This window comes from Tateyamaria algicola (genome assembly GCF_047715485.1).
Classification (GTDB): Bacteria; Pseudomonadota; Alphaproteobacteria; order Rhodobacterales; family Rhodobacteraceae; genus Tateyamaria.
Genome location: NZ_CP180422.1, coordinates 3,432,084 through 3,446,246, shown reverse-complemented (window position 1 = coordinate 3,446,246; position 14,163 = coordinate 3,432,084). Strand labels below are relative to the sequence as shown.

12 protein-coding genes and 3 pseudogenes are annotated in these 14,163 nt (G+C 62.6%); 7 read left to right on the top strand and 8 right to left on the bottom strand.

All coding sequences use genetic code 11. The features are described 5' to 3' along the window. Positions 1–66: 66 nt before the first annotated feature. Positions 67–837 (bottom strand): DUF3592 domain-containing protein, encoded by a 771-nt coding sequence (locus ACMHLQ_RS19435; RefSeq protein ID WP_415402330.1) that lies wholly within the window; start codon positions 835–837, stop codon positions 67–69. A gap of 101 nt (positions 838–938) precedes the next feature. Here ACMHLQ_RS19435 and ACMHLQ_RS19430 point away from each other — a divergent pair, with 101 nt between their 5' ends. Together ACMHLQ_RS19430 and ACMHLQ_RS19425 are read left to right on the top strand one after the other, a co-directional pair. Beyond that, on the top strand, positions 939–1,472 hold the full coding sequence (locus tag ACMHLQ_RS19430; protein ID WP_415402329.1) for a class I tRNA ligase family protein: 534 nt from the start codon (positions 939–941) through the stop codon (positions 1,470–1,472). After that, positions 1,454–4,015 (top strand): valine--tRNA ligase, encoded by a 2,562-nt coding sequence (locus ACMHLQ_RS19425; protein ID WP_415402328.1) that lies wholly within the window; start codon positions 1,454–1,456, stop codon positions 4,013–4,015. The genes ACMHLQ_RS19430 and ACMHLQ_RS19425 overlap by 19 nt, the downstream gene beginning before the upstream one ends. A gap of 98 nt (positions 4,016–4,113) precedes the next feature. Here ACMHLQ_RS19425 and ACMHLQ_RS19420 read toward each other — a convergent pair whose 3' ends face one another. After that, positions 4,114–4,911: a crotonase/enoyl-CoA hydratase family protein gene (locus tag ACMHLQ_RS19420; RefSeq protein ID WP_415402327.1), complete on the bottom strand. Its 798-nt coding sequence runs from the start codon at positions 4,909–4,911 to the stop codon at positions 4,114–4,116. 60 nt (positions 4,912–4,971) lie between these two features. Continuing rightward, the gene (locus tag ACMHLQ_RS19415) at positions 4,972–5,139 is read right to left on the bottom strand and encodes a Tat pathway signal protein (protein WP_415402326.1); all 168 of its coding nucleotides are present in this window, start codon (positions 5,137–5,139) and stop codon (positions 4,972–4,974) included. Between the two features lie 98 nt (positions 5,140–5,237). On the opposite strand from ACMHLQ_RS19415, the pseudogene ACMHLQ_RS19410 reads away from it, so the two are divergent. Both ACMHLQ_RS19410 and ACMHLQ_RS19405 read left to right on the top strand, forming a co-directional pair. Continuing rightward, positions 5,238–6,342 (top strand): annotated as a pseudogene (locus ACMHLQ_RS19410) (pyridoxal phosphate-dependent aminotransferase). Between the two features lie 55 nt (positions 6,343–6,397). Further along, positions 6,398–6,616 (top strand): hypothetical protein, encoded by a 219-nt coding sequence (locus ACMHLQ_RS19405; RefSeq protein ID WP_415402325.1) that lies wholly within the window; start codon positions 6,398–6,400, stop codon positions 6,614–6,616. On the opposite strand, the gene ACMHLQ_RS19400 is transcribed toward ACMHLQ_RS19405, so the two are convergent. Then, on the bottom strand, positions 6,613–7,821 hold the full coding sequence (locus ACMHLQ_RS19400; RefSeq protein ID WP_415402324.1) for a pyridoxal-phosphate-dependent aminotransferase family protein: 1,209 nt from the start codon (positions 7,819–7,821) through the stop codon (positions 6,613–6,615). The genes ACMHLQ_RS19405 and ACMHLQ_RS19400 overlap by 4 nt on opposite strands. A gap of 208 nt (positions 7,822–8,029) precedes the next feature. On the opposite strand from ACMHLQ_RS19400, the gene ACMHLQ_RS19395 reads away from it, so the two are divergent. Then, the gene (locus tag ACMHLQ_RS19395) at positions 8,030–9,874 is read left to right on the top strand and encodes an ABC transporter ATP-binding protein (protein ID WP_415402323.1); all 1,845 of its coding nucleotides are present in this window, start codon (positions 8,030–8,032) and stop codon (positions 9,872–9,874) included. A 14-nt stretch (positions 9,875–9,888) separates the two neighbouring features. Here the strand turns inward: ACMHLQ_RS19395 and ACMHLQ_RS19390 are convergent. Continuing rightward, positions 9,889–10,555 (bottom strand): annotated as a pseudogene (locus tag ACMHLQ_RS19390) (TIGR04283 family arsenosugar biosynthesis glycosyltransferase). A gap of 68 nt (positions 10,556–10,623) precedes the next feature. Between ACMHLQ_RS19390 and ACMHLQ_RS19385 the strand changes: the two are divergent. Continuing rightward, a complete protein-coding gene (locus ACMHLQ_RS19385; RefSeq protein WP_415402322.1) occupies positions 10,624–11,370 on the top strand; it encodes a YgfZ/GcvT domain-containing protein in 747 nt (248 codons plus the stop codon). A gap of 24 nt (positions 11,371–11,394) precedes the next feature. Here ACMHLQ_RS19385 and efp read toward each other — a convergent pair. Next, positions 11,395–11,957 (bottom strand): annotated as a pseudogene (efp, locus tag ACMHLQ_RS19380) (elongation factor P). A gap of 220 nt (positions 11,958–12,177) precedes the next feature. Between efp and ACMHLQ_RS19375 the strand changes: the two are divergent. Further along, on the top strand, positions 12,178–12,498 hold the full coding sequence (locus tag ACMHLQ_RS19375; protein WP_089420757.1) for a DUF6280 family protein: 321 nt from the start codon (positions 12,178–12,180) through the stop codon (positions 12,496–12,498). A 60-nt stretch (positions 12,499–12,558) separates the two neighbouring features. On the opposite strand, the gene ACMHLQ_RS19370 is transcribed toward ACMHLQ_RS19375, so the two are convergent. Both ACMHLQ_RS19370 and ACMHLQ_RS19365 read right to left on the bottom strand, forming a co-directional pair. Then, entirely contained in the window at positions 12,559–13,137 is a 579-nt protein-coding gene (locus ACMHLQ_RS19370; protein WP_415402321.1) for a cobalamin biosynthesis protein CobQ, read from the bottom strand. Between the two features lie 41 nt (positions 13,138–13,178). Further along, a complete protein-coding gene (locus tag ACMHLQ_RS19365; RefSeq protein WP_415402320.1) occupies positions 13,179–14,132 on the bottom strand; it encodes a hypothetical protein in 954 nt (317 codons plus the stop codon). Between the last annotated feature and the right edge of the window lie 31 nt (positions 14,133–14,163).

Genomic DNA, 14,163 nt, shown 5'->3' with positions numbered 1-14,163 from the left:
GCTGGAGGGGCAGTGATCAAGGGCGAACCTAGCGGATGGCGAGGCAGTGTCCAGAGCCGGAAACGACTAGGATTTACCTACGGACGGCACCGTCGGTGTCGAGGCACGGGGGCCGACGTCTCCGACCCACCAGGTTTTGCCCCGGCTGTCGCGATAGACCTCGATGTCAGATGTCGGGCCGTATCTGAAGTAACGCGTGTTCGAGCCAGAGGGCAGGCTTTCCCCCTGCACACCCCGTTCGTCCCGCCAAACCAACACATAGCTGGTGGATGTGCCTTTTTTCGTGCGCTGCTTGCGCTCATCCACATACAAGACCTTCGCCCATTCGGCGCGGCCGTACTGTCGGGCGCGGATCGCCTCGATGGCAGGACGGGCCGTCCACCAGAACGCGCCCAAACAGGCAAGCCCAAAGACAAGCGCCAGCCAGCGCATCACCTGCCCATCTTCCCACGTCGTGCCGATCGTATGCTCCATCCGGCGCGGGTTTTCCGGCAAATAGCGGATGGCGCGCGTCGCCCCCGGCGTCAGGGCGCGGTAAAGGCTCCGGCTCACCTTCCGCTCGACAGAGACAACCGTGCCCTGCACGTCGTAGTCAAAGGTCACGTAGTAATCGGTTTCCGTACTGTCATTGCGGCGCACAGTTTGTTTGCGACGGTCAGTTGCGGTTGCAATGCCCTCAACACCCCGGGCATCAAAGGCCAGCCCAAGCTTCAGGCTCTGATAGCTGCCAAAAGTACTTATGCCCGTGGCCACGGCAAGGATAAGCGCAAACGCGGCACCCTTGCGCCACCACAGCCGGAAAAAGCCGGGCGCAGGCCCGTCGGTAAAGTCTTTCATGCCTGCAAAGCTACCCTAGCCCCCGACCCACCAAAACCCCCTTCCCTTCACCGTCCCTCGCGGCTATCTCACGCCCCAACGCACAAAGGGGGCCACGCATCATGGCACTGGGTAAATTCAACGCATCCGAGGTCGAGGCCCGCATTTACACGAAGTGGGAGGAACAGGGCTGTTTCGCCGCGGGCGCCAACGCGCGCACCGACGCGGCCACCTATAGCGTCATGATCCCGCCCCCCAATGTCACCGGCGTCCTGCACATGGGCCACGCGTTCAACAACACGTTGCAGGACGTGCTGGTGCGCTGGCACCGCATGCGCGGGTTCGACACGCTCTGGCAGCCCGGCACGGACCATGCAGGCATCGCCACGCAAATGGTGGTCGAACGCCAACTGGCCCAAGACAGCAACATGCGCCGCACCGACATGTCACGCGAGGAGTTCGTCAAGAAGATCTGGGAGTGGAAGGCCGAGAGTGGCGGCACGATCAAGGGCCAGCTCAAACGGCTGGGCGCCTCCTGCGACTGGTCGCGCGAGGCGTTCACCATGTCCGGCGCCCCCGGCGCGCCCGCGGGGAGGAAGGGAACTTCCACGACGCCGTCATCAAGGTGTTCGTCGAGATGTACAACCAGGGCCTGATCTATCGCGGCAAGCGTCTGGTCAATTGGGACCCGCATTTCGAAACGGCGATCTCTGATCTCGAGGTCGAGAACACCGAAGTTGCGGGACACATGTGGCATTTCAAGTACCCGCTCGCGGGCGGTGCCACCTATGAATATGTCGAGAAAGACGCCGACGGAAATGAAACGCTGCGCGAAACCCGCGACTATATCTCCATCGCCACGACGCGGCCCGAAACCATGCTGGGTGATGGGGCCGTTGCGGTTCACCCATCCGATGAACGGTATGCGCCAATCGTCGGAAAACTTTGCGAAATTCCCGCCGGGCCAAAAGAGCACCGTCGCCTGATCCCCATCATCACCGACGAATACCCCGACCCCGACTTCGGCTCGGGCGCGGTCAAGATCACGGGCGCGCACGACTTCAACGACTATCAGGTGGCCAAACGCGGCGGCATCCCGATGTATAACCTGATGGACACAAAGGCGAACATGCGCGCCGACGGCAAACCCTACGCAGAAGAGGCCGCCGCAGCCCAAGCCATCGCCAAGGGAGAACAGCAGTTTGACGAGGCAATGATTGCCGCGATGAACCTTGTGCCGGATGAGTATCGCGGCATGACACGTGAGGACGCGCGCAAGGCTGTCGTCGCCGACATCACGGCCGAGGGCAACGCGGTCATGGAGACCGTGACGACAACGGACGCGGACGGCAATGACGTCACCGAAACCCGCCCTTACGTCGAAAACAAACCCATCATGCAGCCCTTCGGCGACCGCTCCAAAGTGGTCATCGAACCCCTGCTCACCGACCAATGGTTCGTGGACACCGACAAGATCGTCGGCCCCGCGCTGGATGCAGTGCGCAACGGCGACGTCAAAATCCTGCCCGAGAGCGGGGAAAAGGTCTATTACCACTGGCTCGAAAACATCGAGCCCTGGTGCATCTCGCGCCAACTGTGGTGGGGCCACCAGATCCCGGTTTGGTATGGACCAAGCATACGAACGAACGGCCAACCTTGGGAAAACTGGGACGAGCCCATTGCCTTTTGCGGAGCGACTTTCAAAGAAGCGTGGCAGCAGGCGCAGAAATACTATGATGGTTACAAGCCGTCGTTAGTTGTGGCTGGCGAAGTTAAGAACCGGGACGCAGCGATAGGCTACGAAGACCCTACTGCAACGATTGAACCAGATAATGAAATCGGCCAGTGGCTGGGCTTAGAAAAAGCAGTCGAAGTCGATCCTGTATACCTCTACCGCGACCCCGACGTCCTAGACACATGGTTCTCCTCCGGCCTCTGGCCCATAGGCACCCTAGGCTGGCCCGCGGACACGGACGAACTGCAAAAATACTTCCCCACCTCCGACCTCATCACCGGGCAGGACATCCTGTTCTTCTGGGTCGCCCGCATGATGATGATGCAATACGCCGTCACGGGCGAAAAACCCTTCGACACCGTCTACCTCCACGGGCTCGTGCGCGACGCCAAGGGCAAGAAGATGAGCAAGTCGACCGGCAACGTCGTCGACCCGCTCGACCTGATCGACGAATACGGCGCCGACGCGCTGCGCTTTGCCTCGGCTGCCATGGCCTCGCTCGGTGGCACACTCAAACTCGACACCCAGCGCATCGCAGGCTACCGCAACTTCGGCACCAAGCTTTGGAACGCCACCAGCTACGGCGACATGCGCGGCGTGTTCGATCTGCCCCATGAGGATACAGTCCCCGACACCAAACACCCGCTCAACCGCTGGATCAAAGGCGAGATCGCCAAGACGCGGGAGACAGTCGATCAGGCCCTCACCGACTACCGCTTCAACGACGCGGCAAGCGCACTCTACGCCTTCACCTGGAACACGTTCTGCGACTGGTACCTGGAATTCACCAAACCCATCTTCGACGAAGGGACCGAGGACGAAATCGCGGAAACCAGGGCCACCTATGCCTGGGCGCTCGATCAATGCCTGATCCTGCTGCACCCGATCATGCCCTTCATCACCGAAGAGCTGTGGGGGCAAAAAGCAAGGCCCAAGCAACTGATCCACGCCGACTGGCCCACCTACACCAGCGATCTGGTGGATGCAGAGGCCGACGCCGAACTCAACTGGGTGATCAGGTTGATCGAAGCCATCCGCTCCGCCCGCGCCCAGATGCACGTGCCTGCGGGTGCCTACGTGCCGTGCGTGGTCAAAGGGTTCGAAGCACAGGCCAAAGCGGCCTATGACCGCAACAAGGCGCTCATCCACCGCTTTGCCCGCCTCGAAAGCCTGACGGAAACCGACGACTTCCCCAAAGGCACCGTCGCTCTCGCTGTCTCGGGCGGTAGCTTCGGCCTGCCGCTGGCAGACGTCATCGACGTGGGCGAAGAAATCGCGCGGCTAGAAAAGACCCTCGGTAAACTTGCCAAGGAACTTGGCGGCCTGCGCGGACGGCTCAAGAACCCCAAATTTGCCGCAAGCGCACCGCCCGAAGTGGTCGAAGAAACCAAGGCCAACCTCGCTTTGCGCGAAGAGGAAGAAAGCAAGCTGCAAGAGGCCCTCACCCGCCTCAAGGAGCTCTGATCCCCTTCATCTTGCCAGATAAACTCCGGGGTTTGGGGCAGCGCCCCAATCAAACAAAAAGTGTCGCGCCTTAGCGCGGCTATTTGATCAGACGTCTCTCACCCGAAATTCGGCGGCCGCTTCTGAAACGTGGCCGCGATAACCTCCATCTGGTGCGGCTTGCCGATCAACGCCGCCTGCACCCGGCTCTCCTCCAGCAACACGTCGTCGGGCGCATGCGTCTCTGCATAGCCCACCAACGCCTTGGCCGCGCGCAGGGCCGAAGGCGATTTCAAAGCCAACTCCCCTGCCAGATCCATCGCTGCGGCAAGCGGGTCCTCCGCCAGTTCCGTCACCAGCCCCCAAGCCTCTGCCTTCTCGGCAGAAACGGGCGTCGCGGTATAGGTGAGCTTGCGCAATACGTCACTGCGCACGAGACGGGGCAGCAGCACCATGCCGCCCATATCCGGCACAATGCCCCACTTCATCTCCATTACCGCCAGTTGCGCATCCGGCGCGGCAATACGGATGTCGCCCCCCAGCGCCAGTTGCAGCCCGGCCCCGAAGCACACCCCATGAATGGCCACGATCACCGGCACGGGCACGCGGGTCCAAACCATCGCAACCTCCTGCCACTGGTTGGTGGTGCCCTCGCCATGGGTGCGCGGCATCAGCAAGTCACCCGGATCCTTGCCAATCATGGCGCTGAGGCCGCTGACATCAATGCCCGCGCAAAATCCCTTGCCCTCGCCCGAGATCACGCAGACGCGCGCATCCGACGCGGCCACTTCATTGCCTGCCGCAATCACCGCATCGATCATCGCCTGATCGACGGCGTTCATCTTGTCGGCGCGGGTCAGGCGCACATGAGCGATGTGGTTTTCATAGGTGACGGTGACACGGGGGCTGTCGGACATGGGGCAAATCTCCTCTTTGCCCCACCCAAGCGCATCGCGCCCCGCCATGCCAGCAAAACGTCAGGGCACCACGCGTTCGACGGCGCGCATCATCCCGAGACCCTTGTCATAGACAAGCGTCAGGATGCGTCGTCCGCTACCCGATCGCAGCGCCGCACCCGGCACCGCGCGCACCGCCCCCGCGGCGGCAGCCGTTGCCAGAAACCCGCGTCTCGTCATCTTTGCCATCTCGCGCCCCTCTAGTTGCGAACGATTCTCAATATAGGAGCGCACAGGCAAAACGCCAAATCCTTGCCCCGCCGCACAGGGCGCGCTACCCCTCGCCCATGACAGATTTCCGCCTGACCCCGCTCGCCGCCAGCCTGCCCTCGACCGTGCCCTTCGTCGGCCCCGAGGCGCAGGAACCCCAGATGGGCCAAACCTTTCAGGCCCGTATCGGCGCCAATGAAAGCGTCTATGGCCCCTCACCACAGGCGATCAAGGCCATGGCCGAGGCCGATCACTGGAAATACGGCGACCCCGAAAACCACGACCTGCGCGCCGCGCTCGCCACACATCTCGGCACAACGCCCGACCACATCATGGTGGGCGAAGGGATCGACGGACTTCTGGGATACCTCGTGCGGCTGTTTGTCGGCCCCGGCGATCACGTGGTGACGTCCGACGGCGCCTACCCCCACCTTCAACTACCACGTGGCAGGCTTTGGCGGCACCTTGCACAAGGTGCCCTACCGCGACGATCACGAAGACCCCGGTGCACTGTTCGCCAAGGCGCGAGAGGTGGGTGCAAAACTTGTCTACCTCTCCAACCCCGACAACCCGATGGGCACATGGCATGACGGGGTGACACTGCTGCGCGCGCTCGACGATCTGCCCGAAGCCACATTGCTGGTTCTGGATGAGGCCTATATCGACTGCGCCCCCGCAGGCACGGCGCCTAACATTGCGCCAGATGATCCTCGCGTGATCCGCATGCGCACCTTTTCAAAGGCCTATGGCATGGCCGGTGCGCGGGTGGGTTATGCGCTTGGGGCGGCGCCGCTGATCGACGCGTTCAACAAGGTGCGCAACCATTTCGGCATGAATCGCGCGGCCCAAGCCGGGGCGCTGTCGGCGCTCGCCGATCACGACCACCTCGCCCATGTGCTCGGCCAGATCGCGGGTGCCCGCGCCCGGATCGCCCGGATCGCGACGGAGAATGGCCTGACGGCCCTGCCCTCTGCTGCCAATTTCGTGGCCATCGACTGCGGGCGCGACGGCGCTTTTGCCAAGGCCGTGCTCGACGGGCTGATCGCGCGCGGCATCTTTGTGCGCATGCCCTTTGCTGCGCCGCAAAACCGCTGCATCCGGGTCAGTTGCGGCACGCCCGCCGATCTCGACGCCTTTGGCGCCGCCCTGCCGCTGGCGCTGGCAGAGGCGCAAGGGGGCTGACAGCGCCGCGCGGCGCATTATACTCGACCCGAGACGCGGTAAGATCGGGGATGTCATGGACGATCACCACACGGGTCGCGCACCCAATTACACAAGCGCCTGTATCGTCATGTTCGGCGTGAACATCACGTGGGTATTGGTAGCAATCTGGGCCATCTGGGGCCTGATTGCCGCCGTGTTGCTGGGTCTTGGCGTCAACCACCTGATCGAACGCGGCAAGGCCTGGGCCGCCCAGCGTCAGGCAGCCTCGATCCGACGGGGCAAGTCGTTCTAACCCGCTGCGATCTCACCGGCCGCAGCCTCCAGCGCGCCGGACCCGTGCGGGATATCCAGCGCGGTCAGCCCCGCCTCGATCCCGCCAAGAAGCCCCATGATCATGTGCCCGTTGACATGGCCCATATGGCCCAGACGGAAGAACCCGTGCCAGGCCGGATCGCCCGGTGGCGCCATGCCCAGACCAATGCCAAGCGTCAGGCCCAGGTGCTGTTCCACCCAGTCGCGCAAGGCCGTGCCATGGGGTGCGCCGAGGCGCAGCGCGGTCACGGCAGTGCTGCGATGCGCAGCGTCCGTCACGTTCAACTCCAGCGGTCCTGTCTGCCGCCAAGTCTCGCACGCCGCCCAGATGGCGCGGGCCAACAGCCCGTGACGGCGCCAGACAGCCTCGATCCCCTCGCCGTGCAGCATGTCGAGCGCGGTGCGCAGACCATATAGATGGTGCGTCGGCGCGGTGCCGTTCCAATACATGAAAAACTCGTCCGGGTTCGCGCGCGGCTGCCAATCCCAATAGCGGCTGACGCGGGGCATCGCGGCGCGCGCACCTTGGGCCTTGGCGTTGAAAAAGACAAAGGCCATGCCGGGCGGCACCATCAGCCCCTTCTGGCAGCCCGCAACCATCACATCGACACCCCAGGCATCCATTTCAAAGACGTCGCAGCCAAGTGAAGCAATGCAATCGGCCATCAACAGGGCCGGATGACCAACCTCGTCCATCACCGCGCGCAGGGCCGCAATGTCATTGCGCACCGAGGTCGACGTATCCACATGCACGGCCAGCACCGCCTTGATCCGGTGGCCTTTGTCGGCGCGCAACGTTTCTGCGATCCGCTCCATGTCCATGGGGGCGCGCTTGCCGAAATCGAGGATATCGACCTTTGCCCCGAGACCCTCGGCCATATCGCCCCAGCCGTGGCCAAAACGCCCCGTGGCGGGCACCAGCACCGTGTCGCCCGGCGCGATCGTGTTCGCCAACGCCGCCTCCCACGCGGCATGGCCGTTGCCGATATACATGGCCACATCACCGTCCGTGCGGGCCACGCGCCGCAGGTCCGGCACCAGACTGGCCGCAATATCCACCAACGCGCCGGCATAGATGTTCGGGGCGGCGCGGTGCATCGCCTGCAACACCGCATCAGGGATCACCGAAGGGCCTGGAATGGCAAGGTATTCGCGCCCGTTTCGGGCAATCGGGGTGGCGGGCATCTGGCTCTCCGGGATGTCTCGTGCACATGCACGTCTGGCGCGACTCTAGCGTGCCGCAGCGCCGCGTCAATCGGTGCAGAGGCCCGCCCCATACTTGCCCCGGCTGAGCGCCCGCGATAGAGGTTGCGACCAACGGACCTGATCGGAGCGCGGCAGAGACGCCGCTTGGATGCCACACGTGACAACTCCTGAAACGCCTGAACAGCCCATGTCCGCCTCAGGACCTCTTCTGCGCTGGCTTTGGCACGGATATCTCAAGAAACACACCGGGCTTATGTCGGTCGCCGTGTTCTTCATGTTGATCGAAGGATCGATGCTGGGGGCGCTCAGCTATCTCATGCAGCCGATGTTCGACAGTGTGTTCGTGGCGGGCGAAGGCGACATGCTGTTCTGGGTGGGCGCGTTCGTGATCGGCATCTTCGTGGTCCGCGCCACGTCCTCGGTGATCCAAAAGCTGATCCTGACCCGCGTCGCGCTCAAGACAACGGCTGATCTGCGATTTGACCTGCTGGACCGGATCATGTTGCAGGACGGCGCCTTTCACCAGGTGCACCCGCCCGGCTTTCTGATTCAGCGGGTGCAAGGCGATGTGGGGGCCGTCGCGGTCGTGTGGCGGGCCATCATCACCGGCGCCGGGCGCGATTTCCTGGGGTTGCTCGTGCTGTTGGGCGTGGCCATCAGCGTCGATCCCGTCTGGGCCCTGCTGGCCTGTATCGGCATTCCCGTGCTGGTCCTGCCCGCGGCGATGGCGCAAAACTATGTGCGTGAGCAATCGCGCACTTCCCGCGATCTGAGCGCGAGCCTTTCCACCCGTCTGGACGAGGTGTTTCACGGCATCGTGCAGGTCAAGCTGAACGCGCTCGAGCGCTATCAGGCGTCGCAATACCGCTCGCTCACCAGCCGCTTCAATCGGGCCGAGCTGCGGACCGCATTCGGCGGTGCCGCGATCCCGGCCATGATCGACATCATCTCTGGCCTCGGCTTCATGGCCGTCATCCTCTATGGCGGGTCCGAGATCATCTCGGGCGACAAGACCATCGGCCAGTTCATGACCTTTTTCACCGCGATGGGCTTTGCCTTTGATCCGATGCGCCGTCTGGGCGGCATTGCCGGGCTGTGGCAGACGGCTGCCGCCTCGATCGAGCGGGTGAAAGAGCTGATTGACGCCCCGCTTGCCCTCACATCACCGCCCAACCCCGTCCCCGCCACAACCGAATTGCCCGAGATCCGGATGGAGGATGTGCACCTGTCCTATGGCGACACCCACGTCCTCAGGGGCGTGTCGTTGCTGGCCAAGCCCGGGCAGACCACCGCCCTTGTCGGCGCATCCGGTGCCGGCAAATCCACCATCTTCAACCTGTTGACCCGACTGCTCGACCCGCAAAGCGGCACGGTCTATGTGGGCGGCGTTCCAACCACTCAGATGGACCTGGATCAGTTGCGCAGCCTCTATTCGGTCGTGACCCAGGAGGCGCTGCTGTTCGATGAAACGGTGCGCGAGAACATCCTGCTCGGGCGCACGGATGTGAGCGAAGAGCGGCTGCAAGAGGTGCTGGATGCGGCCCATGTCAGCGACTTTGTCGCGGCCCTGCCCGACGGCATCGACAGCCACGTGGGCCCGCGCGGCTCTGCCCTGTCCGGTGGCCAGCGCCAGCGCGTCGTGATCGCGCGCGCCCTTTTGCGCAACACACCCGTGTTGCTGCTGGACGAGGCGACCTCGGCCCTCGACGCGCAATCGGAGAAAGTCGTGCAGGACGCGCTGGAGCGTCTTTCGGCAGGGCGCACCACCCTCGTGATTGCGCACCGCCTGTCCACGATCCGCAACGCAGACCAGATCATCGTGATGGATCAGGGCGAAGTCAAAGATGCAGGCACCCACGAGGAACTGCTGAACCGCGGCGGCATCTATGCCGATCTCTACCGGCTGCAATTCAAGGACGGCAAAACCGTGATCGACAGATCCCTGGCCCAGTCCCTTGGCAGCGTCGATGATGGCGATACCCCGCAAACGCCCGGTCTGTTGGGCCGTCTGCGCATGCGCCTTCTGGGCTAAACGGGCAAACGTGCCTAACGCCGGTACTGGCGCGCCAACACGTTCACATCCGTCCCGCCAAAGTATCGCGCAAGGGTCCACAAGTTGCGCGCGCCCCGGCGCAGCCACCCTTGGCGGCGATACTTGTCCGCGCTGGTGACCGCCACTGCATCCAATGCGGTCAGCTGACCGCGCAAGGCGCGCGCAAGGGCCACATCCTCCATCAGCGGCATATCGGGATAGCCCCCCACCCGGTCATAGAGTGTGCGCCGGATCAGCAACCCCTGATCGCCGTAAGGCAGGCCGAACAGGCGCGCACGCAGGTTGGCCCAAGCGGCCACCGGCGCCCCCCTTGTCAAAGCGCAGGCGAAAGTACCCGGCGCGCGCCTCGGAGAGATGGGGGATCACGGCTGCACTCCAACCCGGTTCCAGCATCGTGTCGGCATGCAAGATCAGGAACCACTCGCCCCGCGCAGCCGCGCAACCACGCCGCAATTGCCCCCCACGCGATGCCGGGCCGGTCAACACATTGGCCCCCCACGCATCCGCAAGGCGCAAAGTCTCATCGCTCGACCCGCCGTCGCTGACGATCAGCTCGGCGATCAGGGCCGCATCCACACCTTCCATCAGCGCGCCCAAACAGGCAGGCAACGCAGACGCCGCATTGAGCGTTGGGATGATGACGGACACTGGCGCAGGCACGTTAAGCCCCCTTTTGAAGGTGCAAATGGGTGTTATATGCAAAGAGCCGAGTGGAAAAGGAACTTTGGATGTCAGAACGCCATATCTTTCGTGTGTCGGGGCCCGATACACGCAGTTTCCTGCAAGGTCTGGTGACCAATGATGTGGATCGCGTTGATGCGGGTCTGGTCTATGCCGCGCTGCTGACCCCCCAGGGCAAGTATCTGGCCGACTTCTTTCTGGCAGCGGATGGGGACGACATCCTGCTGGATGCAGACAGCGCGCAGGCCGGTGCGCTGCGCCAACGCCTGTCCATGTACAAGTTGCGCGCAAACGTGGACCTCACAGACAGCGGCCTGCACATGCATCGCGGGCTGGGGGATGTGCCTACCGACGGGTTTTCTGACCCGCGGCACGCAGCGCTCGGCTGGCGCGCCTATCGCGAGACTGCGCAAACAGGGGATGATGTAGATTGGACAGCCCTGCGCGTCACACACATGATCCCGGAAACGGGTGTGGAACTGACCCCCGACACCTTCATCCTCGAAGTGGGATTCGAGGCGCTGAACGGCGTCGATTTCCGCAAGGGCTGTTATGTCGGGCAGGAAGTGACCGCGCGGATGAAACACAAGACGACATTGCGCAAAGGTTTGGCACAGGTCGCGGTTTCAGGCGATGCCGCACCGGGCACCGAGATCAAGGCGGATGGCAAACCGGCTGGCACGTTGCTGAGCCGCGCAGGCGACGCGGCCATCGCCTATCTGCGCTTTGACCGCGCAAACGGGCCGATGCAGGCGGGCGATGCCGAGGTGACGTGGCGGCAAGCCGGAAACTGACACAGTGTCCGGCCACCGCACGTGTCAGGCGCGTTCGGAGTAATCCATCGTTTCGGTGTTCACGACGATATCCTCGTCCTGACCGACGAAGGGGGGACCATCACCTTGATCCCGTTGTCGAGGATCGCAGGCTTGAACGAGTTGGCCGCCGTCTGGCCTTTGACCACGGGCTCGGTCTCCACGATCTTGCAGACAACCTTCTGGGGCAGCGTGGCATTCAGCGCCTCGGCCTCGTAGAACTCGACAACGATGGTCATGCCATCCTGCAGGAACGGGCGGCGGTCGCCGAGGATTTCCGCAGGCAATTCAATCTGTTCGTATGTGTCGGTGTCCATGAACACCAGCATGCCGTCGTTTTCGTACAGGAACTGCTGATCCTTCTGCTCAAGGCGCACACGCTCGACCTTGTCGGCGCTGCGAAAGCGTTCGTTCAGCTTGGACCCGTTGCGCAGGTTGCGCAGCTCGACCTGGGCAAAGGCGCCGCCCTTGCCGGGTTTGACATGATCGACCTTCACAGCCGCCCATAACCCGTCATTGTGCTCCAGCACATTTCCGGGGCGTATTTCGTTTCCGTTGATTTTAGGCATGTGGCAAAACCATGGCAAAAGGTTGATGAAAAGTTGATGCCCCCTATATCTCGGGGATGAGCAACCGGCAAGACAACCAAATCCTGTGCTGCACCCGCAGAGAGATATGCAAAATTTGCAACAGTGCTATGCAAAAACGGGGTATCCGAATCGACGCAGATAGGCCATAACGAGCGTCACGCCGAAAACACAAGAGCAAGAATAAAAGGAAGGACGACGAATGAAAGATTTCGTTGACGGCACTGCCTTTAATAACGAACAAGGCAATCGTGCACGTAAACTATTCGCAGCCGTCGTACTGGCTGCCCTCGACGATGCAATCGCCGATGACAAGAAGTATGGCAATGGGCCCGAGCAGATCGCTCGCTGGGCACGTTCGCGCGACGGGCGCGAAGTGCTGAGCTGTGCGGGTATCGACCCCAACGAACGGGTCGTGTCTGGCCTGATGGAATTTGTCGGAAAAGGCGTGCGCACATCTGTTGCCCTCAGCCGCGAAGAATCCGAGCGCCGCAATGCGGCACAACAGGCCGAAGCCGCCTGATCCCTCTGCATACGCTGCTAAGGAAAACGCGCCCCTCTGCCGGGCGCGTTTTCTTTTGTGCTAACTGTCGATGAAAAAGAACAGCCACTGGCGCACGATCCACACCTCTGCCGCCAGCAGGCAGCCCGACGCAATCAGCGCCCAGATCGGCACCTTGCGCAGCCACAGGACGACCACAGCCCCCAGTGCCAATGCCCCTTCCAGCGGTGCAATCCACATCGCCCCATGGGCGCGATCCCAATAGCTGAACGGGCTTTCAAACACCCAAGCCGAGACCGGCCAGAAATGCGGGCGCCCGTCATCATGGTGCAGCGGAAAATCCAGGCACAGATGCAGCAGCGCCGCCCCGGTCAGGGCAATCGCCCAAGGGGCCGCCCGCCACAGGGCCAGCGCAAACAGCAGCCCCCACAGCAGGAACGAATTGTCTATGGCAAACACCGTCTGCCACGCATCCGAGAAGTAAAGCTCGTTGAACACCCGCTGCGGAGAGATCCCCAACACAAACAGCGCTGTCCCCGCCATGACATAAAGCGACAGGTCAGGCAGCAATGCCCCGGCAAAGGCTGCGATCAGGATGTGTGTGTGGCCCGGTCGACCGAAACACGCCGCACCAATCAGCAGATGTGCAGGCGTGTTCATGCAGCCGTCGTCAGGGTGTATTCCCCCACCAGCCTATGCCGCTACTCAAGCTCTTGCGCGGCCAGGGCCCGGTGGATTTCACGCCGCACCAATTTGCGCACATTGCGCGTAATGCGTTCGCCCAGGGCGCCCTGCAACTCTTCGCGCACGATGTCGCTGACCAGTTCGCGCAAGGCATCCTCGTCCAGCACATCCTCGTCTGAAGAGAATATCTGCGCCTGGCTTTCCTTGTCCTCGTCCGGGGTGGCTTGCGCATGTACAAATGCGCCGTAAGCGGGCGCCTCATCCGCATCTTCCCACGACATGGCCGGCGGTTCAGTCCCGGCATATTCATCCGTGCCCGGATCGTCGGGTTCAAATTCCTCATCGCGCCCGCCGATCAGGGTTTCGAGCGCGGCGATCTTGTCGCTCAGCGTTTGTTCAGGCTCAGCGCTGTCCGGGCCTGTGTCCTCGGCCTCTTCGACATGCGCGTTTTCATCCGCATTTGAGTGCTCAACATCCTCGGCATCATCGCCCTCGGACATCTCGATATCCGCGTCGTCGTCGTAATCAACAGACTCTTCCAGTTCCGCAGAGTCTTCGTGCTCAATCACGTTATCCTCAAGGATCACCGCATCCTCTACAGCGCTTTCAGGCTCCGCTTCGGCTTGCTCGTCTTCGATCTCGGCAGCAAACGCGTCATGGATCGACATCTGCACGATATCGGTCTCGACCTCCGCTTCATCGCTGATGTCCGTGTCATCGGAAACCGCCTCACCTGCGTCCTCCGGCCCGTCGGCATCCACCGCCTCGGCGCTGTGGTCCTCATCCGTCACGGTGTCAGAGGGTGCCTCATCGCCATCATCGTCCATCACACGCAGCGACGGAGTCAGCACCAGCCTGTCGGTTGCAGCCGCCTGCGCCGGTTCGGATTCAGGACGCTTGTCGTCGGACACCAAGCGGCGAATGGATGCCAAAACATCCTCCACCTCGGTGTTGGTCATCGGATCAGACATTTTTTATACCACTCTCAGCCTCACTGCGCAG

Coding starts and splice junctions, on each gene's coding strand:
- ACMHLQ_RS19435 (WP_415402330.1), bottom strand. CDS start 837: ATGAAAGACTTTACCGACGGGCCTGCGCCCGGCTTTTTCCGGCTGTGG.
- ACMHLQ_RS19420 (WP_415402327.1), bottom strand. CDS start 4,911: ATGTCCGACAGCCCCCGTGTCACCGTCACCTATGAAAACCACATCGCT.
- ACMHLQ_RS19425 (WP_415402328.1), top strand. CDS start 1,454: ATGTACAACCAGGGCCTGATCTATCGCGGCAAGCGTCTGGTCAATTGG.
- ACMHLQ_RS19395 (WP_415402323.1), top strand. CDS start 8,030: ATGTCCGCCTCAGGACCTCTTCTGCGCTGGCTTTGGCACGGATATCTC.
- ACMHLQ_RS19385 (WP_415402322.1), top strand. CDS start 10,624: ATGTCAGAACGCCATATCTTTCGTGTGTCGGGGCCCGATACACGCAGT.
- ACMHLQ_RS19405 (WP_415402325.1), top strand. CDS start 6,398: ATGGACGATCACCACACGGGTCGCGCACCCAATTACACAAGCGCCTGT.
- ACMHLQ_RS19365 (WP_415402320.1), bottom strand. CDS start 14,132: ATGTCTGATCCGATGACCAACACCGAGGTGGAGGATGTTTTGGCATCC.
- ACMHLQ_RS19400 (WP_415402324.1), bottom strand. CDS start 7,821: ATGCCCGCCACCCCGATTGCCCGAAACGGGCGCGAATACCTTGCCATT.
- ACMHLQ_RS19415 (WP_415402326.1), bottom strand. CDS start 5,139: ATGGCAAAGATGACGAGACGCGGGTTTCTGGCAACGGCTGCCGCCGCG.
- ACMHLQ_RS19370 (WP_415402321.1), bottom strand. CDS start 13,137: ATGAACACGCCTGCACATCTGCTGATTGGTGCGGCGTGTTTCGGTCGA.
- ACMHLQ_RS19375 (WP_089420757.1), top strand. CDS start 12,178: ATGAAAGATTTCGTTGACGGCACTGCCTTTAATAACGAACAAGGCAAT.
- ACMHLQ_RS19430 (WP_415402329.1), top strand. CDS start 939: ATGGCACTGGGTAAATTCAACGCATCCGAGGTCGAGGCCCGCATTTAC.